Annotated in this window: 21 protein-coding genes; 6 read left to right on the top strand and 15 right to left on the bottom strand. The window is 60.3% G+C overall.

Features of this window, described 5'->3' with window-relative positions; translation table 11 throughout:
* Both QZ326_RS03520 and QZ326_RS03525 read left to right on the top strand, forming a co-directional pair.
* Nucleotides 1–214, top strand: a 214-nt coding sequence (locus QZ326_RS03520; RefSeq protein WP_295741219.1) for a hypothetical protein, incomplete at its 5' end; no start/stop codon positions are given.
* 62 nt (nt 215–276) lie between these two features.
* A complete protein-coding gene (locus tag QZ326_RS03525; protein WP_295741221.1) occupies nt 277–1590 on the top strand; it encodes an IS4 family transposase in 1314 nt (437 codons plus the stop codon).
* Between the two features lie 633 nt (nt 1591–2223).
* Here QZ326_RS03525 and QZ326_RS03530 read toward each other — a convergent pair.
* The 3 genes from QZ326_RS03530 to QZ326_RS03540 all read right to left on the bottom strand — a co-directional run bounded on the left by QZ326_RS03530 (nt 2224) and on the right by QZ326_RS03540 (nt 5302).
* Entirely contained in the window at nt 2224–2871 is a 648-nt protein-coding gene (locus QZ326_RS03530; RefSeq protein ID WP_295741223.1) for a YitT family protein, read from the bottom strand.
* A 55-nt stretch (nt 2872–2926) separates the two neighbouring features.
* Complete coding sequence (locus QZ326_RS03535; protein ID WP_295741225.1) at nt 2927–4162, bottom strand: glycerate kinase; 1236 nt, start codon at nt 4160–4162, stop codon at nt 2927–2929.
* Nucleotides 4163–4267: 105 nt separating this feature from the next.
* Nucleotides 4268–5302, bottom strand: a complete 1035-nt coding sequence (locus tag QZ326_RS03540) for an endonuclease/exonuclease/phosphatase family protein (protein WP_295741227.1) — start codon at nt 5300–5302, stop codon at nt 4268–4270.
* Between the two features lie 207 nt (nt 5303–5509).
* Between QZ326_RS03540 and QZ326_RS03545 the strand changes: the two genes are divergently transcribed.
* Entirely contained in the window at nt 5510–8662 is a 3153-nt protein-coding gene (locus QZ326_RS03545; RefSeq protein ID WP_295741228.1) for a PAS domain-containing hybrid sensor histidine kinase/response regulator, read from the top strand.
* Between the two features lie 249 nt (nt 8663–8911).
* Here the strand turns inward: QZ326_RS03545 and QZ326_RS03550 are convergent, their stop codons facing one another.
* The 4 genes from QZ326_RS03550 to QZ326_RS03565 all read right to left on the bottom strand — a co-directional run bounded on the left by QZ326_RS03550 (nt 8912) and on the right by QZ326_RS03565 (nt 12363).
* Complete coding sequence (locus QZ326_RS03550; RefSeq protein WP_295741231.1) at nt 8912–9904, bottom strand: asparaginase; 993 nt, start codon at nt 9902–9904, stop codon at nt 8912–8914.
* Nucleotides 9905–9909: 5 nt separating this feature from the next.
* Nucleotides 9910–11001 carry a DNA repair exonuclease gene (locus QZ326_RS03555; protein ID WP_295741233.1) on the bottom strand — a complete coding sequence of 364 codons (1092 nt, stop codon included), beginning with the start codon at nt 10999–11001 and terminating at the stop codon, nt 9910–9912.
* A gap of 76 nt (nt 11002–11077) precedes the next feature.
* Nucleotides 11078–11551: a YbaK/EbsC family protein gene (locus QZ326_RS03560; protein ID WP_295741236.1), complete on the bottom strand. Its 474-nt coding sequence runs from the start codon at nt 11549–11551 to the stop codon at nt 11078–11080.
* Nucleotides 11552–11589: 38 nt separating this feature from the next.
* Nucleotides 11590–12363, bottom strand: coding sequence for a TIGR00282 family metallophosphoesterase (locus QZ326_RS03565; protein ID WP_295741238.1), 774 nt, complete (start codon nt 12361–12363; stop codon nt 11590–11592).
* A gap of 329 nt (nt 12364–12692) precedes the next feature.
* Between QZ326_RS03565 and QZ326_RS03570 the strand changes: the two genes are divergently transcribed.
* A complete protein-coding gene (locus QZ326_RS03570; protein ID WP_295741240.1) occupies nt 12693–13580 on the top strand; it encodes a LysR family transcriptional regulator in 888 nt (295 codons plus the stop codon).
* A gap of 6 nt (nt 13581–13586) precedes the next feature.
* On the top strand, nt 13587–14216 hold the full coding sequence (locus tag QZ326_RS03575; protein WP_295741243.1) for a trimeric intracellular cation channel family protein: 630 nt from the start codon (nt 13587–13589) through the stop codon (nt 14214–14216).
* 33 nt (nt 14217–14249) lie between these two features.
* Here the strand turns inward: QZ326_RS03575 and QZ326_RS03580 are convergent, their stop codons facing one another.
* The 6 genes from QZ326_RS03580 to QZ326_RS03605 form a co-directional block, all read right to left on the bottom strand.
* Nucleotides 14250–14585, bottom strand: a complete 336-nt coding sequence (locus QZ326_RS03580; RefSeq protein WP_295741245.1) for a hypothetical protein — start codon at nt 14583–14585, stop codon at nt 14250–14252.
* A gap of 14 nt (nt 14586–14599) precedes the next feature.
* Nucleotides 14600–14983, bottom strand: a complete 384-nt coding sequence (locus tag QZ326_RS03585) for a hypothetical protein (RefSeq protein WP_295741247.1) — start codon at nt 14981–14983, stop codon at nt 14600–14602.
* Nucleotides 14984–15277, bottom strand: a complete 294-nt coding sequence (locus QZ326_RS03590; protein ID WP_295741249.1) for a DUF2089 family protein — start codon at nt 15275–15277, stop codon at nt 14984–14986.
* 147 nt (nt 15278–15424) lie between these two features.
* A complete protein-coding gene (locus QZ326_RS03595; protein ID WP_295741251.1) occupies nt 15425–17413 on the bottom strand; it encodes a M23/M56 family metallopeptidase in 1989 nt (662 codons plus the stop codon).
* Nucleotides 17410–17784, bottom strand: coding sequence for a BlaI/MecI/CopY family transcriptional regulator (locus QZ326_RS03600; protein WP_295741253.1), 375 nt, complete (start codon nt 17782–17784; stop codon nt 17410–17412). The genes QZ326_RS03595 and QZ326_RS03600 overlap by 4 nt, the downstream gene beginning before the upstream one ends.
* Before the next feature lie 173 nt (nt 17785–17957).
* The gene (locus QZ326_RS03605) at nt 17958–18698 is read right to left on the bottom strand and encodes an N-acetylmuramoyl-L-alanine amidase (protein ID WP_295741255.1); all 741 of its coding nucleotides are present in this window, start codon (nt 18696–18698) and stop codon (nt 17958–17960) included.
* Between the two features lie 146 nt (nt 18699–18844).
* Here QZ326_RS03605 and QZ326_RS03610 point away from each other — a divergent pair, with 146 nt between their 5' ends.
* Nucleotides 18845–20074, top strand: a complete 1230-nt coding sequence (locus tag QZ326_RS03610) for a class I SAM-dependent rRNA methyltransferase (RefSeq protein WP_295741256.1) — start codon at nt 18845–18847, stop codon at nt 20072–20074.
* A 157-nt stretch (nt 20075–20231) separates the two neighbouring features.
* Here the strand turns inward: QZ326_RS03610 and QZ326_RS03615 are convergent, their stop codons facing one another.
* On the bottom strand, nt 20232–22475 hold the full coding sequence (locus QZ326_RS03615) for an S-layer homology domain-containing protein (protein WP_295741258.1): 2244 nt from the start codon (nt 22473–22475) through the stop codon (nt 20232–20234).
* Between the two features lie 11 nt (nt 22476–22486).
* A partial coding sequence (locus QZ326_RS03620; protein ID WP_295741260.1) for an ABC transporter permease occupies nt 22487–22836 on the bottom strand: 350 nt, incomplete at its 5' end.

Here is a 22836-nt window from a genome sequence, read left to right on the forward strand (position 1 = left end):
TTTGCAGCTCATTTGCGGAAAAGCCTTTCTTTCTGCGGCCCGCTTTCTGCTTCATGGGCAGGCCGTCTACCGTCCCGCCCAGCCAATTTCTCCAGACACAATCTGTCGTTATCGTGTGTTCGGACATCTTCTTTCCCTCCAAAAAATGCGTCTCACCGTGAGCAATGTCATTAAGTTAACCAATAAATTCCAAAAGAAAGAAAAAAGCCCTTGACAAAGGCAAAAAAATGTGCGGCAAGGCCCTGAAAACGAGATTGATTTTCAGGGGGCGGGCACATGAAATACACAGCTGAAGGGTTGAGGGATACACTGTTGTCCATGATCGAGGAAATGGGGAATCACCCGGAGCGGTACGCTAAAAATCCAGGCAAAGATTTTACCCGGCGGCGTTCGCTGACGCTGCCCGCGCTGATGAAACTCATCCTGACCATGGACGAAAAAAGCGTCTGGAAGGGACTGCTCGGATATTTTGGGAATGAGATCGACACTCCGTCGGCAGGCGCCTTTGTCCAGCAGCGGAAAAAGCTGCTGCCTCGTGCATTTTTTGAGTTGTTCCACCGTTTCACCGATGCTCTGGATGCGCCAAAGAGATTTCGGGGTTACCGGCTGCTGGCCGCAGACGGCACTTCCCTGAAATCCACGTCATATCCCGAGGACGCAGACGCCTACCGGCCGGGCACAGAGCGGCAGCACGGCTGGAATCTGTACCACATCAACGCGCTCTATGATCTGGAGAACGGCATCTATACCGACGCCCTGGTGCAGAAGGAGCACACCAAAAACGAAGACGCAGCCTTGTGTGAAATGGCGGGGCGGTCCGCCATTCCGGAGCCTGTGATCCTGCTGGCGGACCGGGGGTATGAGGCGTACAACAGCTTTGCCCGTCTGGAGCAAAGGGGCTGGAAGTATCTGATTCGCCTCAAGGACCGGAACAGAACCTATGCTTACGGGATCACGCTGCCCGATCAGCCAGAATTTGACCTCCCGGTGCGTGTTACGCTGGGACGACTGACCGTGCGGCAGCTGGAGCGGCGGGGCATCCCTGTCCCGGAGGCCTACTGCCGCCTTCCAAATCAGGTCCCATTTGATGATTTGGAACCCGGCAGCGCCGGTTTTTATCTGTTTTCCGCCAGAATTGTTCGCTTGCTGCTGCATGACGGAAGTACGGAGACCCTCATCACAAACCTGGATCCGGATCAATTCCCGCCCGATGTGCTGCGCAGCCTTTACGCCAGACGATGGGGCATTGAAACCTCCTTCCGGCAGCTGAAATATACCGTGGGCATGGTCCATCTGCACTCCAAGAGGCCAGAGCTGATCCTTCAGGAGATCATGTCCGCCTTCATCATTTTTAACTTTGCCCAGGCCGCCGCCTGGGGTGTAGACACGACCCGAGGCAAGTCCAAATACAAACGCCGCGTCAATTTCTCCGATGCGGTTTACTTCTGTTGCCAAGTCCTCCGGGGCGTGGCCTTTGACGTGATCCGCTTCTTGGAGCGTAATCTCCTGCCCTGCCGCCCAGACCGCAGCTATCCCAGACCCGTGGTTGCCGGCAACCGCATTTCTCCTGTGTATGTCCCCGCGCGTTGACGCCCCTGCCTGCCTCGCCACTATCTTTTTGGTAACTTCTGGTTAACTTAATGGCATTGGTCAAATTGACAGTCGCCCCGCTATTCCGGCTACTTGCATAAATCGCAGACAGAAGGGGATTTATTTTCCGCCCATTTAGGGCATCCGGCTCTTACGACAAGAAGAAAAAATTGGTTCCGGAGTTTTTGGTAAAGCATTTGGGCGAAAAACGCATTTTGAAAGACAAATATCATGGCTACAATAAGCAATAGCAAATATCGACCCGTGGCCCAAATTTTGCTTTCTCTCATTTCTCCCCCCTGGTCTGCTATTTGTTGGGAAGTGCCTTCCCCAAAACCTGCTGACGGTTCTCCGCGCCTGTATTATGACGCAGCCGCGCCACAAAAATCCGTCAGTCTTGCCTGTTGCGTTCTCGCCTGACCGGACAGAAAAGGGGAGGCCGTCTCTGTAATCGCCGCAAAGCGGCACACCTGCCGGAACAGTACACCCGCGACCTGGCTGTACTGATCCATCGGGTCTGAAATTGAATATCAAGCCCCAGCTTCTACCCAAGCCCGGAGATTGCATTTTTGCAAGTTCTCCGGCTTTTTTTGCCGACCCGTATTTCTGCCGCTGAAGAGATGCAGCGCCTCCCTATGCGAACCACCCGCCGGCACGGTCCGAGATCAACGCGATCACAGGCCCCAGGCAGAAACCGGTAAGCACCGTCGTCAGCCCCACCGTAGAACCCAGGAAAAAGCCCACGGACAGAACGGAGATGTCCCAGGCCATCCGGACCCGGCGGCAGCTCCATCGCTTTGTGCGGGCGGCAATCAGCTGGGGAACGGCGTCATAGGGAGCCACGCCCAGGTCCGCCACCATATAAAAGGCCGCGGCGATTAAAAAGCCGGCCATGCTCAGCAGAAACATCACAATCCTGACCGTCATAGGCAGGCCCTCCGCCGGGATCGCCGGCTGTATGAGCCCCATACAGAAATCCGCGATATAGCCCACGCCCACCATGTTGCCAATGGTTCCGATCCCAATGCGGGAAAGGTCATACCGGAGGACCGGAAGGAACAGCAGCAGGTTGAACACCAGCTGGCAGGTCCCAAAGGACACACCGGTACGGGCGGATACCCCCAGGGTAAAGGTGGAACAGGGATCTGTTCCGAAGCCCACCGCCTTGAAGACCGCCACACAGACGCCAATCACGACCAGGCTGAGCGTCAGAGCCAGCAGCCTGCGGCCCATGCGGGGCCGGACAAACTGCCCGGCAAGCTCTCGAATCTTTGCGGACATATCTCTCACTCCTGCGTAAAATCTCAATCCAAGCCGGAAGCCGGCGGGGCCGTAGTCACGGCCGCAGCAGCGCCACCGCCACGTCGTTGACATTGGTGCCCGTGGGACCGGTGAAGATCAGTCCGTCCACCGCCTGCAGGGCGTGGTAGGCGTCATTGTCCGCCAGCACCTTGTACACCTCCAGCCCCTTTTCTTCCAGGGCGGACAGAGTATCCCCGTCCACATAGCCGCCGGCGGCGTCCGTGGGACCGTCGGTCCCATCGCTGCCCACAGAGAACAACGCCCCGTGGGAGATTCCGCTGATACCGGGCGATGCCGCCAGGGCCAGCTCTTGGTTCCGGCCGCCCAGCCCCCTGCCGGTCAGATGGACCACCGTCTCTCCTCCGGCAATGAAGGCAAGGCGCCGCCCCTCTTCGGCGTGTGTCCTGAGGATACTGGCCAGGAAGCTCCCCGCCTCCCGGGCTTCACAGCAGAGGCGGTCTGTCAGCAGCACCGGCTCATAGCCCAGCTCCCGGCACTGCTCTGCCGCCGCCGCGCACAGCTCCCGGACACTGCCGGTGATCTCGGTGCGCACATTGTCCAGTTTCTTTGGCGTCTCCTCTCTCAGCAGAAGCCGGGCCTCCGGCGTCAAACGCAGACCGTATTTCTCCGCTGCGGCCTCCGCCTGGGCACAGGTAGAGAAATCCGGATAGGCGGGTCCGCTGGCAATCATATCCAGCGGATCGCCCAGGATATCGCTGAGGACGATACTGAATATCCGGGCCGGGGCACAGAGCCGGGCAAACCGCCCGCCTTTGACCTGGCTCAGCCGCTTGCGGACCGTATTGATCTCCACAATGTCCGCGCCACAGGCCAGCAGCTGCTGTGTGATGTCCCGCAGCTCCCCACCGGAGACGCGGGGCCTTTCAAAGAGGGCACTGCCGCCGCCGGAGAGCAGGAACACCACGGTGTCCTTCTCCCCCAGTCCCCGCACCAGCTCCAGCGCCCTGCCGGTGGCTGCGAAGCTGTTTTCATCCGGCACGGGATGCCCGCCCTCACAGCAGGCAACGCCGGGGATATCGCCCTTCACATGGCCGTATTTGGTAATCACGATGCCGCCGTCCACACGGCCCAGGGCGTCCACTGCCGCCCGGGCCATCTGCCACGCAGCTTTTCCGGCGGCCACCAGCACCGTCCTCCCGCCCCGGGAGTCGTAATTCTCCAGCGCCCGGCGCACCGCCGCATCCGGCTGGACGGCCCTCAGACTTGCCTGGATGATCTGTTCCGCGTCCTTCCGCAGGGTCTCGTTCATCTCCCGCTCCCCCTCTCCATCACAAAGGCTGGCCCGCCGGGATTGCGGACGGCGGACCAGCCGTTATTTTCAAAATATCCCCCAGCCTCCGGACCGGCTGTACGCTCACAGCAGCCGGCACATGGCCCAGACCGCGTTGTGATCGGACAGCTCCGCACCGGTAAAAGCGGCCAGGGCCGAGCCGGGGCGGGCATAGGTGAGATCCTCCCGGGCAGTGGAGACCATGCGGCTCTCCCCTGCCGAGGCGCCTTTCAGGAGAATCCAATCCAAACGCAGGGGCAGGAAGTCCCCTCCCGGCAGGGGCTTGCGCCGGGTCATCTTCGGCTCCCCGGGCACAATCTCATAGCCTGCCTCCGCCGCCATGGGCAGCAATTCCTCAAACTGGAACACGTCCTCCAGGCACCGGCGGCGCAGCTCCGGGCTTCCGGCGATGTCCCCGATATCCTCCTTGTCCCGGCCGTCAAAGGTGTTGGTATTCAGGTCGCCTCCCAGAATCACTGGCATATCCGGCAGCTCCCGCTCCACCGCCTCCAGGATGGTCTCCATCTGGCGCCGGCGGCCCTCGCCGTGGGTGCGGTTCTCCAGGTGGATGGACACGGCCCCCAGAGGCCGCCCGCCCACGTCCAGCTCCGCGAACACCGCCAGGCGGCCCCCGATGCGCCTCTGCCGGTCAAAGTACCAGTTGTACTGCTCCGGCAGGCGGATCACACCCGCCCGGCGGATAGGCCAGCGGGAAAACACGGCGTTGCCGTGGAAGCCCTTCTCGTTCTCGTCATCCACCAGCTCGATGAACTCCAGCCCCCAGGCGTAGTTCAGGTTATAGGCCTGCGCCAGCTCCCGGGCGGTGTTTTTGTTGCCGGACCGGGCGCATCCGTCGTCCAGCTCGTTGGCCAGGATCAGGTCGAATGGCCGGATGTTTGGACAGTCCCGCAGGAAATCCTGAATTTCCTTCAGGTGGACTCCCCGCTCCATATTGAACATCAGCGCCCCCAGCGTCTCCGGAACCGCTTCCAGCGGCTCCGCAAAGTTGCCTGTCTCTGCCTCCCCGAACTGGGATATCTGTGCCATGACCTCTGCCTGGGACCGGGTATCCAGCAGCGCCCCCAATGCCTTACGCTCTTCCAATGGAATTCCTCGCATGGCGTTCACGCTCCTTGTTTTTGATAGACAATAAGATATCACAGCGAACCATCCCCGTCAATGAACAGAGGATTTTTCTCCCATCCTCCGCCGCAGATTCCCGCTTTTGTGATATTGACACAACGCCGGAAGTCTATTAAAATGAAAATGATTATGCATAGAGCCACGTCCCTATTCAGGGACCCTGGCTTTTTGGGGAGGATCATCATGTATCACTGTCATTTGCACTTCTATTGTCTGAGCCATCGGCAGGAACTGCCGGACGCGGTCAGGGCGATTCCTCCACTGGAGCATTTTACACACACAGTTTCACAGAGCAGCCAGCCGGACAAAGCCTTGGCCGCCCAGGCGGACGTGATCCTGGCCGACCTGCGGGAGCTGGACGGGCCAGAGGCCGCGGCGCTGCTGGCCTCCGAAAAAAAGGCGGAGGCTGCGCTGATCCTTCTGACAGAGCAGGCGCAGATCCATGCCCTTGAGCCCTGTCTGGACACAGCCGCCGACCTCTGGATTCTGCCCATGTCCAGCGGAGAGCTGAGCTTCCGCCTCCGGCGGCTCCAGACACTGGTGAAGGACCGCGCCGACGCCTGGCAGATCAACCATTTCCTGGAGGCCACCATTAACAGCACTCCCAACCTGATCTGGTACAAAGATAAAAACGGCATCCATGAGAAGGTGAACGACAGCTTCTGCGAAACCGTGGGCAAGACCAAGGAGCAGGTGCAGGGCCGGGGCCATGCCTATATCTGGGACGTGGAGCAGGACGACCCCGCCTGCATCGAGTCGGAGCGGATCGTCATGGAGAACCGGGAGACCTGCGTGTCCGAGGAGACCGTTCAGACCGGCGGCGGCACCCGGCTGCTGACCACCTATAAATCTCCCCTGTACGATATGGACGGCAGCGTCATGGGCACTGTAGGCATCGCCATTGATGTTACCCAGGAACGGTCCTATGAGCAGGAGCTGATTGCCAAGACCCAGACCCTGGAGACCCTCTTCACCACTATGGACTGCGGCATCATGTGCCACAGTCTGGACGGCTCCCGCATCCTCAGCGTCAACCGGGCCGCACTGGAGATTCTGGGATACTCCTCCGAGGCGGAGCTGGCGGCGGACGGATTCGACATGGTCGCCGCCTCCGTTCTGGATGAGGACAAGCCGAAGCTGCGGGAGGCCATCCTCTCCCTGCACCGGGAGGGCGACAGCGTCAATGTGGAGTACCAGGTCCGGCACACCAACGGCACCCTTCGCCACGTCATGGGCAACATCAAGCTGATTCGGAAGGGCGGCGACCTGTTCTATCAGCGCTTCCTGCTGGACTGCACCGCCCAGAAACAGCGGGAGCGGGAGGTCCGGATGGAGACCGAGCGGCGGCACAGAAGCTTGGTCCAGGCATTGGCCTCCGACTACAATCTGGTATGCTTTTTCGACCTGAACACCGGACTGGGCGAGCCCATCCGAACCCACGCCTGCCCTTTCCATATTCTGGACTCCCTTTTTGACGGCAAGCATCCCATTGAGCACAGCATGGAGCGCTACATACAGACCTGTGTCTATGAGGACGACCAGGAAATGCTGCGGCAGGCTGTCTCCATTGAATCCCTGCGGGAGGAGCTGGACGAACGCAGCACCTTCTATCTTAATTACCGCACCCTCTGCGGCGGAGAGACGCGCTACTTCCAGATGAAGGCCGTCCGCACCGGGGATTGGGACAGCAGCCACGGCGTGGTGCTGGGTTTCCGCAGTGTGGATGAGGAAACCCGGTCCGAAATGGAGAAAAAAGCCCTGCTGGAAGATGCCCTCGCCCAAGCCAACCGGGCCAGCAAGGCCAAGAGCACCTTCCTCTCCAACATGTCCCACGACATCCGCACACCTATGAACGCCATCATCGGCTTTACCGCTCTGGCCACCACCCACATCGACCAGAAGGAGCAGGTGGCGGGATATCTCAAGAAGATCATGACCTCCGGCAACCACCTGCTGAGCCTGATCAACGACGTGCTGGACATGAGCCGTATCGAGAGCGGCAAAATTTTCCTGGAGGAGAAGCCCTGCAGCCTGCCGGACATCCTCCACGGCCTGCGCAACATCGTCCAGGCGGATGTCCACGCCAAGCAGCTGGAGCTGTATATGGACGCGGTAGACGTGAAAAACGAGGGCATCTACTGTGACAGGCTGCGGCTGAATCAGGTCCTTTTAAACCTGCTGGGCAACTCCATCAAATACACACCCGCCGGCGGAGTGGTCAGCGTCCGGGTTATTGAAATGCCCGGAGCTCCGGCGGGCTGGGCCAAATACGAGTTCCGCGTCAAGGATACGGGCATCGGCATGAGCGAGGAGTTCGTCTCCCGTATCTTTGAACCCTTTGAGCGGGAGCGAAATTCCACCACCAGCGGCATCCAGGGCACCGGCCTGGGCATGGCCATCACCAAAAACATCGTGGATATGATGAACGGCGCTATTGACGTACAGAGCCGTCAGGGCGCAGGCACCGAATTTACCGTCACCATCTCCTTCCGCCTGTGCTCCGACGCGGCAGTTCCCCAGACCATTTCGGAACTGAAGAACAGCCGGGCCCTGGTAGTGGACGACGATTTCAACACCTGCGACAGCGTCTCCAGTATGCTCCAGCAGATCGGGATGCGGGCGGAGTGGACTCTCTCCGGCAAGGAGGCTGTACTGCGGACCCGTCAGGCCGTGATGCGAAACGACCAATACTATGTATACATCATTGACTGGCTGCTGCCGGACATGAACGGCGTAGAGGTGGCCCGGCGGGTCCGAAAGGAGTGCGGCGAGGATGTTCCCATCATCGTCCTCACCGCCTACGACTGGTCCGATATCGAAGACGAGGCCCGGGAAGCCGGTATCACCGCCTTTTGCAGCAAGCCGCTGTTCCTCTCTGAACTGCGCAGCTGCCTGCTCTCCGTGGTAGGTACAGAGGAAATATCCCTGCCTGAAACGGAGGAGAAGCCCGCAGTCCGCACAGGGTGTATCCTGCTGGCGGAGGATAATGAGCTGAACCAGGAGATTGCCCAGGCCATTCTGGAAGAGGTCGGTTTCTCTGTGGAAATCGCCGGAAACGGGCAGACCGCTGTGGAGATGTTGCGCACGTCCCAGCCCGGCCATTACCAGCTGGTACTGATGGATGTCCAGATGCCGGTGATGAACGGCTATGATGCCACCCAGGCCATCCGAAAACTGGAAAATCCGGATCTGGCCGCCATCCCCATCCTGGCCATGACCGCCAACGCCTTTGAGGAGGATAAACAGGAGGCCCTCCGGTCCGGGATGAACGGGCACATCGCAAAGCCCATTGATATTGATGAGCTGATGAAGGCCCTGGACACCGTACTGCAGTAACTGACATCAAACGCCCCCGCGCCGCTTGTGCGGCGCGGGGGCGCTATTTATAGTCAGCACACTTGAAAAGAATCAGAATGATTCTTTTCAACCTGGCGGCAGTAAAACTGCCGCCAGAGCCCGTATAAGCGGGCGTGTGTTTGATTCATAGTTGAGGCACACGGGCAATGCCCGTCCAGCAGGGCTTCGCCCCGCTGGTTGAAAATCCGCAATTTGCGGATTTTCAAGTGCTTCAACTATATGTTCCGCTCATCCGGCGGGCCACAGGATATCCTGAGCCACCGGCGTATAGAAAAGGCGGACAATCTCTTCTCTCTGCCGGGTCTGGCCCAGAATCCACATCAGCTTCGCCACCACTGCCTCGGTGGTCATGTCGTAGGCCTCCAGCACACCCAGGTCATTTTTCAGGGCATGACCCACATGGTATACCCCCAGGTCGCTGCCCTCGTTCTCCACCTGGGTGGTGAGGACCACGGTCCTCCCCGCCGCCATGGCATCCCGGACGCAGTCGTACAGGCCGCTGTCCTCCGGCAGACCGCCCACACCGAAGCTCTCAATAATCAGCGCGTCATTCCGCTCCAGAAGGTAGTCCGCCAGTCCCCGGTCCACACCGGGAACCAGCTTCAAAAGCGCTACCTTCGTATCCAGCCGGTCAAAAAACACCGGCGCTTCTCTACACGCCTGCCGGATATAGCGCAGCAGCACGCCGTCCCGCAGAACACCCAAGTCGGGGTAATTGATGCTGGAGAAGGCCTGAAAGCTCTTGGACCGGGTCTTTTTCGCCCGGGTGCCCAGAATCACCCGGTTATTGAATACGATGGAAACTCCCGGCAGATCCTCCGCCGCGCAGCGGAATGCGTCCATCAAGTTGACCTTGGAGTCCGTGGAGTCAAAGCCGATGGGCTTCTGGGCCCCGGTGAGGACGATGGGCTTGGGACTGCCCTGGATGAGATAGCTGAGAGCCGCCGCCGTATAGGCCATGGTATCCGTGCCGTGGGTGATGACAAAGCCGTCGTACTCCCCATAATGGGTCCGGACGCACCGGGCCATCATCTGCCAGTGGCCGGGGGTGATGTTGGTGCTGTCCAGATTCAAAAGCTGGATGCACTCCACGCCGCAGATGCCGGAGATAGCCGGGACCTGGGATAGGAGCTGCTCCGTGGTCAGCTCCGGCGTCAGTCCCCCCTCCGTCATCTCCGAGGCGATGGTGCCGCCGGTGCCGATAAGCAAAATCTTCTTCATACGCCTCACCCCAGATCCCGGTGGTCCAGCGCCGCCAGGCCGAAACGGGCCGCCTGATCGATGATCTCGCGCTCCGCCTCGCTCTGCGCCTGCCGCTGCCGCAGCTCCCGGAGGAACAGCCCCCGCAGGGAGTCCTCCTCCGCCCGGGCCCAGATGTCCTCCTTCATATGGGTGCGGTCTCGAATCTCCAGTGCGTAGAACCGGTCCGCCAGAGCCTCCTGAAGGCCCCGGACATCTGCGCCGCCCTCGCCGGTCTCCCCGGTCAGTATAACGCGGTACAAATGCCGTGCAGTGTCCTCCGGCAGGGCCGCCTCCACGGCGGAGCGGGGGGAACAGCCCGTCACGTCCACCTCTAAGATCTCATAACGCCGCTGGGCAAAAGGAACAAACTCCAGTGAGATCCGGCCGTTTTCTCCGATAGTCCCCTGATAGAGCCCCTTTTCCCCCAGCTCGTCAAAGCCCCGCCCCTCGATACAGCCCGGCCAGGCACAGAGAGTCTTTCCAAACCACAGGGGCTCCGTTCGCTTATGGATATGCCCCAGGGCCAGGTAATGGAGGCCGCTGGCGGCGATCTCCTCTTTTTCAATGGGGCCGTACCGGGCCTCCGGCGGGTCGATCTCCCCGTGGAGCACTCCGATGTGGACCCGTCCGTCCTCCGGGGCTCTGAACCCCGCCAGAAAGCTCTCCGCCTGCTCAGGGGCGGTGAAGGCTGCACCGTGAACCGTCAAATTCCACTCCGGCAGGTCCACAGCAGCGAGGCAGCCCTCCCGAAACACATACACATTCTCCGGCCAGCCGATCCTCATCCAGGGACTGCCGGGGCCTGCCCAGTCGTGGTTCCCCGGGGCGATAAACACCTTTGCCTCCATCTGCCCCAGGGCCTCCGCCAACTGCTCCCCTGTCTCCCGGAAGGCGCTAGCGCTGTCAAACAGGTCACCTGCCAGCAGTACCAAATCAATGCCGTTTTGGTTTACATAATTTGCAAGCCGAAACCCCAGCTCCCGGCTCTCCCGGCGGCGGCCGGCCGCCTGGCGGGCCGTCAGCGCTCCAAAGGCGCTGTCCATGTGAAAATCCGCTCCGTGGATGAATTTCAGCATAACCCTGCCTCCCGCCAAATCACGCGGCGGATAATCCGCGTTACATTTCTTTTTAGCCGCTTCCCTTTCAAAAACATCACTCCCAGGCTTTGCAGACGTCTACCCACTCCATAAAATTGGAGGAATACTGCTCCAGCTCCCCGCAGGTCAGCTCGATGGCGCTGTTGCTGCTGCCGGCAGCGGGATAGACTGTCTCAAACCGTTTCAAAGACACGTCCAAATAGACATTCACGTCCTCCGGCAGGGCAAAGGGGCACACCCCGCCCACATCGTGGCCGATAAGGTCGTGGGCCTCCTCGTGGGTCAGCATCTTGGCCTTTGTGTGAAACTGGGCCTTGTACTTGCCGTTGTCCACCTTGGCGTCTCCCGCCGCCACAACGATGATGGGACTATCCTCCACCTTAAAGCTGAGGCTCTTGGCGATGCGGGCGCCCTCTACGCCCACGGCCGCCGCCGCCAGCTCCACCGTGGCAGAGGAGACGTCGAACTCCCGGATGCGGTCCGCGATGCCCCGCTCCTTAAAATAGGCTCTTACCTTTTGAATCGACATGACAGGTTTCCTCTCTTTATTTCAAAATATCACGCGCTTTACCGGATATCCACCCGCTCCACAGCAATGCAGAGACCGGTGCTGCTGTCCAAAGTAAAAACCGCCCCCTGCATCTTGCAGGGGCCCTCCGGCTGGCGGTACCGCCCCGGCAGGCCGCCCAGAAAGCTCTCCACCGACTGCCAGGGCTCGATGCCCAGCACGGACTCCACCGGCCCCGTCATCCCCAGGTCCGTCAAGTATCCGGTGCCCTTGGGATAAATCCGCTCGTCGGCGGTAGGAACGTGGGTGTGGGTCCCCCACAGGGCGGAGACCCGCCCGTCCAGATAGTACCCCATAGCCAGCTTCTCACTGGTAGCCTCGGCGTGAAAATCCACCAGAGTGAACGCCGCCTCCCCTTCTTTCAGGAGCTTGTCCGCCGTGGTAAATGGATTCTCCGCCCCCCAGGCCAGATCACAGCGGCCGATGAGGTTTATCACCCGCACCCGGACGGCCCCCAGATCAAATATCTCACAGCCGTGCCCCGGCGACCGCCCGGTGTAGTTGGCGGGCCGCAGCAGCCAGGGGGCGTCCTCCAGAAAATTTTTGATCTGCATCTTGCCAAAGGAGTGGTTACCCAGCGTCACCGCATCGGCTCCGGCATCATGGATGCGCTCCGCCTGTTCTGGCGTCAGGCCCACACCGGCGGCATTCTCGCCGTTGACCACAGTGAAATGAATCTGTTTGAACTTTTGCAGGGCCCGCAGGTTCTTCTCCAAATGCCGCAGTCCCGGCTCTCCCACCACATCGCCGATGGCCAGAATGTGATACTGCATATGCCTTCCTCCGCTGTTGAAATTATCTCACGGGGTAGTATATCAGAAAAGCCTCTGTTTGGAAAGGCTTGATTTAGATTCCCTCCGGAAATTGAGTGTTGTTTTTTCATAATTTTTCCATTATAATAGTAGTATTGCTAATAAACACTATAAATATTTGTCCCAAAAGCTGCTGCTCCCCAAAACGGCAGCAGAGCTCATCCTGCCTGCCAAAAACAGGCAAAACTCTCCCGCCTGAGGCGCGAATCCCCCGTTTCACTCCCGTGGGACGGATTCCGCAGGAATACATTCCCCTCTGCCCGCCAAGCAGTAAAAAGGAGGTCCCCTCTATGGCAGTCAAACTGGAGCTCTACCGCGTTTTCAAAGAAGTCGCAGAAGCCGGCAACATCTCCGAGGCGGCGAAAAATCTGTACATCTCCCAGTCGGCGGTGAGCCAGTCTATCAAACAGCTGGAAACCGCCCTCCAGGCCCGGCTCTTCGCCCGCAGCCCCCGGGGCGTCACCCTCACCGGAGAGGGCCAAATGCTCTACCAGTACGTCCGCAGCGCCCTGGGGCTCATCGCCACCGGGGAGGACAAGCTCTCCCAGGCCCAGCAGCTGCTGCTGGGCACGCTGGTCATCGGCGCCAGCGACACGGTGACCAGCCTCTTTCTCACCCCCTATCTGGAGACTTTCCACCGCGAACATCCCGGCATCCGGCTGAAAATCGTCAGCGGACGCAGCGCAAAGGTGCTGGGGCTCCTGCGCTCCGGGGGCGTGGACATCGCCTTTGCCTCCTCCCCCGCGGAGAGCGGCCTGACCGCCTGGCCCTGCTTTTCCACTCACACCGCCTTTGTGGCCGGCAGCGGCTACGACTGCGATTTTGACCACGTCCACTCCCTCCAGGAGATCGCCGCATTTCCCCTGATCCTGCTGGAGCGAAAGGCCAGCAGCCGGGTCTTTCTGGAGCAGTATTTTGCCAAGGGCGGCGTTACATTGACGCCTGAAATCGAGCTCTCCTCCCGCCAGCTCCTAGTATCCCTGGCCGCCATCGGCCTGGGCGTGGCCGGGGTGACGCTGGAGTTTGTGAAAGAGGCTCTGGAGGCCAAGGAGATCCGGCAGCTGAAAACGGACTTTGACATCCCCGCCCGCAGCGTAGATATGTGCACCCTACAGGACGTGACACCCACCGCCGCTGCGGCGGCCTTCATGGAGATGGTACGCTCCGGAAGGCGGTGACCTCCCTTGGATACTGTCATTTTAATCGTCGAGCTGGTGGGGGTTCTCTCCTTCGCCGCCTCCGGGGCCATGACGGGCCTGCGGAAGAACATGGACCTCTTCGGCGTGTGCATTCTGGGGCTCACCACCGCCGTGGGCGGCGGCGTCATTCGGGACGTGATTCTTGGCAATACGCCTCCCGCCACCTTTCAGAACCCCATTTACGCCGCCATGGCGGTAGTGACTTCCCTGGTACTGTTTCTGCCCAGGGTCCGCCGCCTGCTGACCCATAACCAAGCGCTCTATGACATGGCCATGCTGCTGATGGACACCCTGGGCCTGGGTATTTTCACCGTCATGGGCGTTCAGATCGCCTACACCCAGGTGTGGGAACCCACGGTGTTCCTGCTGGTGTTCGTGGGCGTGGTCACCGGCGTGGGCGGCGGCGTCCTGCGGGATATGATGGCTGGAGATACCCCCTACATCTTTGTCAAGCATGTCTACGCCTCCGCGTCTCTGGCGGGGGCGCTGGCCTGTACCCTGCTGTGGCTCCCCGGGCTGGAGCTGTACGCCATGGGAGCCGGGGCCGTTACGGTGATCTTCATCCGTTTTCTCTCCGCCTATTACCACTGGAATCTTCCCCGGGCCCACGATTGATAAACCGCCCTCCCGGCCGGGAGGGCGGTTTGTTTACAGCTCGTTGATGTCCTGTTTTCCCATCTTCTCCATCTGCTCCCGGACACGGTATTTCTTCCGGGCCGCCCAGTAAATGGCCAGCAGGATCAGCGTGGGGATGTTCCCCGCCAGCAGCGTCACCAGCACCAGCAAAATGTTCCGGGACACGCTGCCGGTATCCATGACATTTACGGGCAGCAGCAGGGAACTGAGAAAAGTCAGCAGGGGCAGGATCAGCCCCGGCCAGCGGCTCTCCCGCCGGGAGAGGAAGATTTGCAATAGAACGCCGCCCACGACAAATACTAGCAGTACAATCAACGAGATAACGAGCATTCTTGACGCGATTGCCATAATAAGCTCCTCCTTTACAAGTCGTCGATCTGGGTCTTTTTCAGCTGCCGTCTCTCCCTGCGCCACCGGAGCCGGTGGCACACGGCATAGACAGCCAGCGGGATCAGGTTTGGGACGTTTTCCATGGCAAGCGCCGGCAGGCCCAGCTCCACGGCCACCCGGAACCACCGATCCCCGTCCCTAATGAACGACACCATCTGCGGGATAGTCACCGCCAGCGTCCAGAGCAGCCATGCCGCCGGCAGGATCAACCCCGGCCACCACCGCTCTCGTCGGGAAAGAGCGATTTGAAGCGCGATGATTCCCGCAAAGCCAAGGAGGAACCAGGGAAGATCAACCAGGTTGATCGAAAAATAAAAACTCGGATAGATGCCAATCGAAATTCCCGGCAGGTGCATTTACGTTCCCCCCTTTGTCTTTCGGTACTCGCCGATGAGAATTTTCGCCGTGTCAAAATCCAGCTTGTCATCCACCGCCAGCCGCTTCACCAATGACACGTAGGGGTCCGCCTCCGCCGTCTCGCTGATCTTGATTTTCTGAATCAGCCGGTCCAGCCGCAGACGCACCGTGGGATAGCTGACGCCGTACAGGGCCGCCACCTCTTTCAGCGAGCCGGAGGCCAGGACAAATTTCTTGATAAAGGCCGCGTCCTCGTCCTCCAGGTCCGCCAGCCAGATAGGGATGTTCTCCACAGGCTCCCTCCTTTCATAAAATTAAGTATAAACTTTAATTTTATGAAAGTCAAGTGTCAATCTTATCTTACATAAAATTTTGGGGACAGGGATTTCCGCACAGAAAAAAGCTCCTCTGAAATTTCAGAGGAGCTTTTTTACAATATTTTACTGCCTGTCTTTCATAAATTCCTTCAAAGACTCTGAGGTGTAGACATAATACAAGGGGTCCTGCGGCTCTCCATCCTGCCAGACCTCAAAATGGAGGTGGGGCCCGGTGGACCGGCCCGTGGAGCCCACCTTGGCAATCACCTGCCCCTGCTCCACGGCGTTGCCCGCCTCCACGTACAGCTCCTGACAGTGGGCATACCGTGTTTCCAAACCATTTCCATGGTCCAACATCACATAATTGCCCAGGGTCGCTTCAAATCCAGACTCCGTCACAATACCGTCCAGCACGGCGAAAATATCTGTACCCGCCGGTGCCGCAACATCTACGCCTATGTGAACCAGATCACCCTCTCCGCCGGGGTTTGCACGGGGGTTGAAACTGGCGACAATGGCCCTGAAATCCGTCACGGGCCATACCATGCTCTCCCCGGCGCTCTCCCGCTGTGCGGTAAACGCCGCCTGCTCCTCCCCGCTGAGGAACTCCAGGTCCGTCAGAACGCCGTTTTCGTAAACGGCCCGCACCTCTCCGGCGTCCTCGTCAAAGAGGCCGTTTCCAGTGTGCTCCGTGATCCAGGTCTCCCCGTCCACAATGCCCCGGACCTCCCGTCCCCGGAAGGTCATGCGCAGGCCGTTGCCGTCCCCGTCCGGGTCGTCGAAGGTGTACTCCAGCCCCAAAGGCAGATAAGGCGCCAAGGTCTCCGCCCAGCTGGCCTCCACCACAGCGGAGAAATTCCCGTCCGCTGGCCGGGGCACATGGGGCAGCAGGTCTAGGTCGATGTTCTCCCGGCCATGAGTGCCGTTGATGGTCAGCTCGTCATAGACGGCTTCCGCTAGCTGGAATTGATAGGTCTTCCCCGGCTCCCAGCTCTGGGCGGCGCTCTCCGCCTCCAAATAGTGGACACTCATGGTCATGCCGTCAGCCTGAATGCGCCCGGAGATCCACAGCTCCCACTCTGCCTCCCCCTCAGGCAGGGTGAAAGACAGCATGTCTCCCTGACAGGAGACGCTGGCCGCCAGCTGGTCCGCCAGGCTCTCCGTTTCCTCCCTTGCAGAGGTGGCAAAAGCGGTGGTAACACATGCCACCAGCAGCAGAGCGCAAACTGCGGCCAACGCAGAGGCACGTTTTGATTTGAATTTCATCATTACTTTTATCCTTTCTTCAATGGGGCTCTGGGCAAACTGCGGGCACAGCCCGGCCCGGGCCTCCTCCATAGCCAGCAGGGTCCGGGCATAGGCCGCCGGATCTCCCAGGCGGCGCACCACGGCCTCGTCACAGGCCAGCTCCAGATCCCGGTTCGCCAGAACGGCCATGAGCCAAACCGACGGGTTCCACCAGTGGACGCACAGTGTCCCCGCAAAGACCAGTTTGGTCAGTCCGTCCAGATACCGGATATGCACATACTCATGGGTCAAAATGTGGGTCAGGGCCGTCTCATTCTCCCAGTCCATCGCCTTAGGCAAGAGGATGGCAGGGCGCAGAATGCCATAGGTCAGGGGTCCGGAGATGCGGTCGGACACCCGCACGGAGATGCGGGGATGTCTCTCCAGCCATTGGAGGACAAAGCCGCTGTCTACAGGGAGGGATACCCGAAACTTCCAGCGGCAGCGAAGGCAGGAGACGGCAAACCAGCCCGCCAGCAGCAGCGTCCCAGACAGCCAGATCAGCGTCCAGGCAGAAACCTCCGGAATCGGGTTGGGAATAATTCCCTGCGGCACCGCAGGCAGCGGCGGAATCGCCCCCGGCAAGGGGTGTACCGCGGCAGCCTCCCCGGCCGGACGGGGCGCGGCTGTCTGAGAGGCTGCGGCAAAGAGGTTGTAGACGCTGAACCGGGAGTGCATCTCCCAGGGCAGCAGCAGCCGCAGTGACGCCGCCCACCACAGCAGCCCGAAGACCCGCCGGGGCAGCCGCCGGCCCACTGCCGCCCGCAGCAGCGCCGCGGCAAAAATCAACACCGCTCCCGCTGCTCCCCGTTCCAGAATACTCATAGCCGGGGCTCCCTTTCTACGGCGGCGACCAGCTTCCGCAGCCGCTCCAGCTGCTCCGCGGAAAGCCTCCGGCTGTCCAGGAGCGATGCGAAGAGCAGGTCCGGGGAGCCGTCAAAAAGCTTACCGATGAGGGCCTCCGTCTCCGCCGCCTGGACCTCCGTCTTGGAGATCAGGGCATGACACTGGAAGCCTGGCTCGCTGCGCCGGATGGCTCCCTTGGCCACGCACTTCTTAATGACTGTGTAAGTGGTATTGGTGTTCCAGCCAATTTCCTCTCTCAGGATACCCGCGATCTCCTTGGCAGTCCGGTCGCCGTCTCTCCAGAGAACGTCCATTACCTTCAGTTCCGAGTCAAAGAGTTTTACTGTCATAGTGGCACCTCCGCAAACTATTGCAATAGTTTATGTTGCTATACTATCACAGTAGTTTCCTTTTGTCAATCCTTTTTTCTAGTTTTTCCCGCAAAGGGACTCACCCGCAGCCCTATCTCCACAACAGCCAAAAAAGCGGGCAGCAGCCCGCTTTTTCGTTTGGTCTTTTGCTCTTATGTGTTGATATACGCCGCAGCGGCATAGCCCACATAATCCCCATAGTGGACCACATACCAGCCCTGCCATTCACCGTAGATCGTAACGCTGGCGCCGTTGGGCAGGTTCGCCACGATATTTCCCTTGGGGGACGGGTAGCTGCGCAGGTTCAGTGTACCGTAGTTCACCCGTACAGTACCCTCCACCGGGGTCATGGGGTAGATGAACGGCAGGCCGAAAAACCGGGTCAACGCTCGGGCCAGCTGCTGGGCGATATCGTCCCAGTGTCCCTCCAGCCATGTGGCGTCAGCGTAATTGTCGTGGTAGCCGATTTCCACCAGTACCGCCGGGGCCTTGGACTGGCTCACCTCCCCCAGGGTAGTGGTCTCCCGTGTGGTGACCTTGTTGGGCAGAGGATATATCTTTCGCAGCTCCTCGGCAATCAGCTCCGCCGCCCGCTGGCCTTTGGAACTGCCGGGATAGTAAAAGGCGATAATCCCCCGCTCCTCGCCGTAGTGTCCCTCCGGCGCGCCGTTGGAGTGCAGGGCCAGGTAGAAGTCGTAGGTCCCGGCGTTGGCCTCCCGGACGGAGGCCCCGGCAGTCATCTCCGGCCGGTTCCGCTTATATTGAATGCCGTTGGAGAGCAGATAGGGTACCAGGGCGTCCGCCAGCAGGTTCATATTGTACTCCTCAGAGCCGCTGCCAGTAACGTATTGATTCCATTCCTGTGTACTGGGGCTTAAATAGATCGTAGGCATGGTGGTCTCCTCCTTCTCACTTATTTATATGGCAATTGGAAGCGGAATGTGATATAGTAGTCAAATAAAAACATCTGACGTTCAGAGCGTTGACAGGCCCGGCAAGGCCAGCAACTTCGCTCCGGACCGCATCGGAGGCATTGTTGATGAAAGCTAAACGAACCTACCCCATTTACACCGTCACTCCCAAGGCGGAAGCCGCCATCCTCCGGGGTCATCCCTGGGTCTACGGTCAGGAGGTACTGGCCGTGGAGGGCGAGGCAGAGAACGGCGGACTGGTGGATGTTCTCAGCAAAAAAGGGCGGTATCTGGGAACCGGCTTTCTCTCAGAGCAGTCCAAAATCCGGGTACGCCTCCTCTCCCGCAACGCCAACGACCGCTTTGACGAAGCCTTTTGGCGGCGAAAGCTCCAGTGGGCCTGGGACTACCGCAAAACCGTGATGGAGCCCCAGGACTTGGACTGCTGCCGGATCATCTTCGGCGAGGCGGACGCCTTTCCGGGGCTGACAGTTGATAAATTCCACGATCTCCTCTCCGTGCAGGTGCTGTCCGTGGGGATGGAGCGGATCAAAGGGACGCTGCTGCCCATGCTGGCGGAGATTCTGCGGCAGGATGGACAGGCAATCCGGGGAATCTACGAGCGGAACGACGTGTCTCTGCGGGATAAGGAGGGCCTGCCCCAATACAAAGGCTGGTTCCCCCTCCCCGGGGAGGAATTTCCTGCTTCTCCCCTGGTGGAAATCACGGAAAACGGCATCTGCTATCTGGTGGACGTGGAAAACGGACAGAAAACCGGGTTTTTCCTGGACCAGAAGTACAACCGCCGGTGCGTGGGCCGGCTGGCGGCCAGAAAAACCGTGCTGGACTGCTTCACCCACACCGGCTCCTTCGCTTTGAACGCCGCCCTGGGCGGCGCAGAGCACGTCACCGCCGTAGATGTGTCGGAGTCCGCCGTGGAGATGGCCCGGGCCAATGCCGCCCGCAACGGCCTGGAGGCCCGGATGGATTTCCTGGCGGCGGACGTGTTCGACCTGCTGCCCCGGCTGGAAAAGGAACCGCCCCGGTATGACTTCGTCATTCTGGACCCGCCGGCCTTCACCAAGTCCCGGAAAACCGTTGCCAACGCCATGTCTGGGTACAAGGAGATCAATTACCGGGCCATGCGGCTTCTGCCAAGGGGCGGCTATCTCGCCACCTGTTCCTGCTCCCACTTCGCGGAGGAGGGCCGGTTTCTGGCCATGCTCCGGGACGCCGCCCATGACGCGGGCGTCCAGCTGCGGCAGATCGAGGCACGGCAGCAGAGCTGCGACCATCCCATACTCTGGGGCGTAGAGGAGACGAACTATTTGAAATTCTACCTGTTTCAGGTGATATAATATGAAAATTCAGGGCCGTCCTTTTCAAAGGGCGGTGGGGGCTGGGGCAAAGCCCCAGCGGCTTCGGTCGAAAGCCATCACTTATTTTAACTGGTTCCACAATATAAAAAAGAGCGTGTTTCCAGGTTGAAACACGCTCTTTTTATTTATGGAAATCCTATCTCCCGACCTCGATACACCGGACATAGCCGCCGTCGATATAGATATTGCAGTGGTCGGAATAGGCGTGGGCCTCGGCCAGGGTCACCCACAGTTTCATGTCCCGGTTGTAGCACAGGACGTCGGAGGGCACCTTGTAGGTCCGGCCGCCGATGGTGACCAGATTTTCGCTGGTCCAGGCGGAGTTGGGAACATTCTTGGTCTCGTCCAGCTTTTTCAGGCTGGAGAAACCGCTGTTGGCGCGGTTCAGCGTTACCGCCACATAGTCTCCGCCATTGACATCGTAGCGCATGGCAAAGGCCTTTGTGCGCTTGTTATTGCCGTATTCCACCCCCAGCGTCTCCCAAGTGACCAGTTTCGTATCATCCTCACCTGCTTCATTCTTAATTGGCACCTCGCTGCTCGCGATTTCCACATACACACGTCCATAGATCACAGTGCTGTCAATGCCGGAGTTGATGACGATCAGGTCCACCTTGCCGGCGGAGTTCACCCGGGCGTAGGCGATCCTTCCAGAGGGAATGATCCCATCCGTCAGGCTGCTGAGGCTCACGGGCTCCGCACCGTCCACGCCGTTCTGGAAGATCATCACATTGTCCGCCAGCTTCCGCTGTCCCATGGTGCGCTCCGCCACGTCCAGATTGCCGTTAGCGTTTCCGCCGCTGAGGCGTGAGAGAGTCAGATGTCCCCGGTAGGTGGAGGAGACCCGGACCAGCTGGCCCACCAGATCCTTTCCGTCCTCGCTTTCGCCGGTGAGGGTGATGCCGCACAGGAGGTCCACACGGCCACCCTCCCGGACGATGCCGATGGCATTGCTGGTAACCACGGCGCCCTTGGCCTCCACGGCTCCGGCCACCTGGTTCCCCTCCGTCAAAAGGAGGGTCAGCTGGTCGCCGGGCTTGAATTTGGAGATGCTCTCCCGGGCCGTGGCCAGCACCGGGAAGGCGTGGCCCAGCACAGTGATCTCCTCAGGGTCATCGGGGCTGGGAGAGCAGCTCTCGTAGAAGCCGGTGATGCGGGTGTCGCACACCCGGATGGAGTTGGTAGCGGGGGCGTAGGTGGCCACGTCGTACTTCTGGATATCCCTGGCCAGGACCTCCGCTCCGTTCTTATAGAGCTTATAATTCGTACTGCCGCCGGTGAGATCCGCAAACCCGGCGGTGGAGCCGTTTTCGTAGACAATGACCGCCGAGTTGGCCTCGGAGCCGCCGCCCACGAAGATGTAGTCCGCACCGCCTGCGGCGTTGAGGTACAGCGTCACGGTGCTGCCGGCGCTGACCCAGGAGAACACCTCGCTCCAGGGCTTCTCCTCACCGTTGTAGTAGGTCTTGGCCTGGCCGGTAACGGTATAGGTTGCGCCGCTGACGTCCACGATCTGGCTGGCCTTGGTGCTGGCCACGGTGATGGTCATCTGCACGCCCATGGCGTCTGGCACGAAGGTGATGACCTTGCCGCTCTTGTTCAGCACCAGAGTGCCCCGCAGGCCATTTAAGGCTCCGTTGGACGCCTTGCCCGAGGCCATCTGATACACCGCGTCGCCGGAGGCCAGCTTCATGGCGGTCTCCAGCCCGTCGGAGCCCCTGGCGGAGGAGGTCACCAGCACCTGATTCTCCAGAACGGTGGCCTTGAGGGAGCTGAGATAGCTGCCCTTCTCCTTCATGTCGGCACGCAGCAGATTCAAAAACAGCTGTGCCGCCTGGCCCCGGGTGAGGGTGGCGTTTCCGTTGGTGCCGATGCCGTCGGTGAGGCCCACGGTGGCCCCCACTGCCATGTAGCTGGCGGGCCACACGCCGCCGATGTCCTTGTCCTCATAGCCCAGCATCCGCAGAAGAATGGTCACGGCCTGTCCCACGGTGACGGTCCGCTCCGGGTGAAACCTGCCGTCGGGATAGCCCGCGATGATGCCCTTTCGGGAGGCCATGTTGATGTAGGCCGAGGCCCAGTGGGTGGGCTTGGCATCCGGGAAGATGGTGACGGTGTTGTAGAGGCCCAGCTCCTCCTCGCCGTTCATGGCGTATACCGCCATCTTGCAGAACTGGGCCCGGTTCAGCGCCGCGCCGGGGCGGAAAGTGTTGTCGTTGTAGCCGTCCAGCACTCCCATGAGCCGCAGGGACTCCACGGCCATGATGGTGTTCCGGTCCGTCACGTCGGAGAAGCGGACCACGTCCGCCGCCCCCGCTGGCAGAACCAGCAGGGACGACGCCATGACCGCCGCCAGCAGAAAACTCAAAAATCTCTTCATGTTCTTCCTCCTTATTCCGCCCTGAGGGCCTCCACAGGCTGGAGCTTGGCGGCCTTGGCCGCGGGATAGATGCCGAAGATCACGCCCAGGGCCACCGACAGCGAGAAGGCGCTGAGGGTGATCCAGGCCGCCGGATAAATGGTCATCTGGAACAGCAGCTTTCCCGCCAGCAGGCTGCCGCCTGTGCCCAGCAGGATGCCGATGACGCCGCCGATGCCGCAGAGCATGGCCGCCTCAATCAAAAACTGGGTGACAATGGAGCTGCGCTGGGCGCCGATGGCCCGGCGGATGCCGATCTCACGGGTCCGCTCGGTGACGGTGACCAGCATGATGTTCATGATGCCGATGCCGCCCACCAGCA

This window comes from uncultured Oscillibacter sp., assembly GCF_910587525.1.
In the GTDB taxonomy this organism is placed as follows: Bacteria; Bacillota; Clostridia; order Oscillospirales; family Oscillospiraceae; genus Oscillibacter.

Bases quoted from the DNA above. Each gene is read 5' to 3' on its own strand.
- QZ326_RS03525 (WP_295741221.1), top strand. From the start codon at position 277: ATGAAATACACAGCTGAAGGGTTGAGGGATACACTGTTGTCCATGATC.
- QZ326_RS03530 (WP_295741223.1), bottom strand. From the start codon at position 2,871: ATGTCCGCAAAGATTCGAGAGCTTGCCGGGCAGTTTGTCCGGCCCCGC.
- QZ326_RS03535 (WP_295741225.1), bottom strand. From the start codon at position 4,162: ATGAACGAGACCCTGCGGAAGGACGCGGAACAGATCATCCAGGCAAGT.
- QZ326_RS03540 (WP_295741227.1), bottom strand. From the start codon at position 5,302: ATGCGAGGAATTCCATTGGAAGAGCGTAAGGCATTGGGGGCGCTGCTG.
- QZ326_RS03545 (WP_295741228.1), top strand. From the start codon at position 5,510: ATGTATCACTGTCATTTGCACTTCTATTGTCTGAGCCATCGGCAGGAA.
- QZ326_RS03550 (WP_295741231.1), bottom strand. From the start codon at position 9,904: ATGAAGAAGATTTTGCTTATCGGCACCGGCGGCACCATCGCCTCGGAG.
- QZ326_RS03555 (WP_295741233.1), bottom strand. From the start codon at position 11,001: ATGCTGAAATTCATCCACGGAGCGGATTTTCACATGGACAGCGCCTTT.
- QZ326_RS03560 (WP_295741236.1), bottom strand. From the start codon at position 11,551: ATGTCGATTCAAAAGGTAAGAGCCTATTTTAAGGAGCGGGGCATCGCG.
- QZ326_RS03565 (WP_295741238.1), bottom strand. From the start codon at position 12,363: ATGCAGTATCACATTCTGGCCATCGGCGATGTGGTGGGAGAGCCGGGA.
- QZ326_RS03570 (WP_295741240.1), top strand. From the start codon at position 12,693: ATGGCAGTCAAACTGGAGCTCTACCGCGTTTTCAAAGAAGTCGCAGAA.
- QZ326_RS03580 (WP_295741245.1), bottom strand. From the start codon at position 14,585: ATGGCAATCGCGTCAAGAATGCTCGTTATCTCGTTGATTGTACTGCTA.
- QZ326_RS03585 (WP_295741247.1), bottom strand. From the start codon at position 14,983: ATGCACCTGCCGGGAATTTCGATTGGCATCTATCCGAGTTTTTATTTT.
- QZ326_RS03595 (WP_295741251.1), bottom strand. From the start codon at position 17,413: ATGAGTATTCTGGAACGGGGAGCAGCGGGAGCGGTGTTGATTTTTGCC.
- QZ326_RS03600 (WP_295741253.1), bottom strand. From the start codon at position 17,784: ATGACAGTAAAACTCTTTGACTCGGAACTGAAGGTAATGGACGTTCTC.
- QZ326_RS03605 (WP_295741255.1), bottom strand. From the start codon at position 18,698: ATGCCTACGATCTATTTAAGCCCCAGTACACAGGAATGGAATCAATAC.
- QZ326_RS03610 (WP_295741256.1), top strand. From the start codon at position 18,845: ATGAAAGCTAAACGAACCTACCCCATTTACACCGTCACTCCCAAGGCG.
- QZ326_RS03615 (WP_295741258.1), bottom strand. From the start codon at position 22,475: ATGAAGAGATTTTTGAGTTTTCTGCTGGCGGCGGTCATGGCGTCGTCC.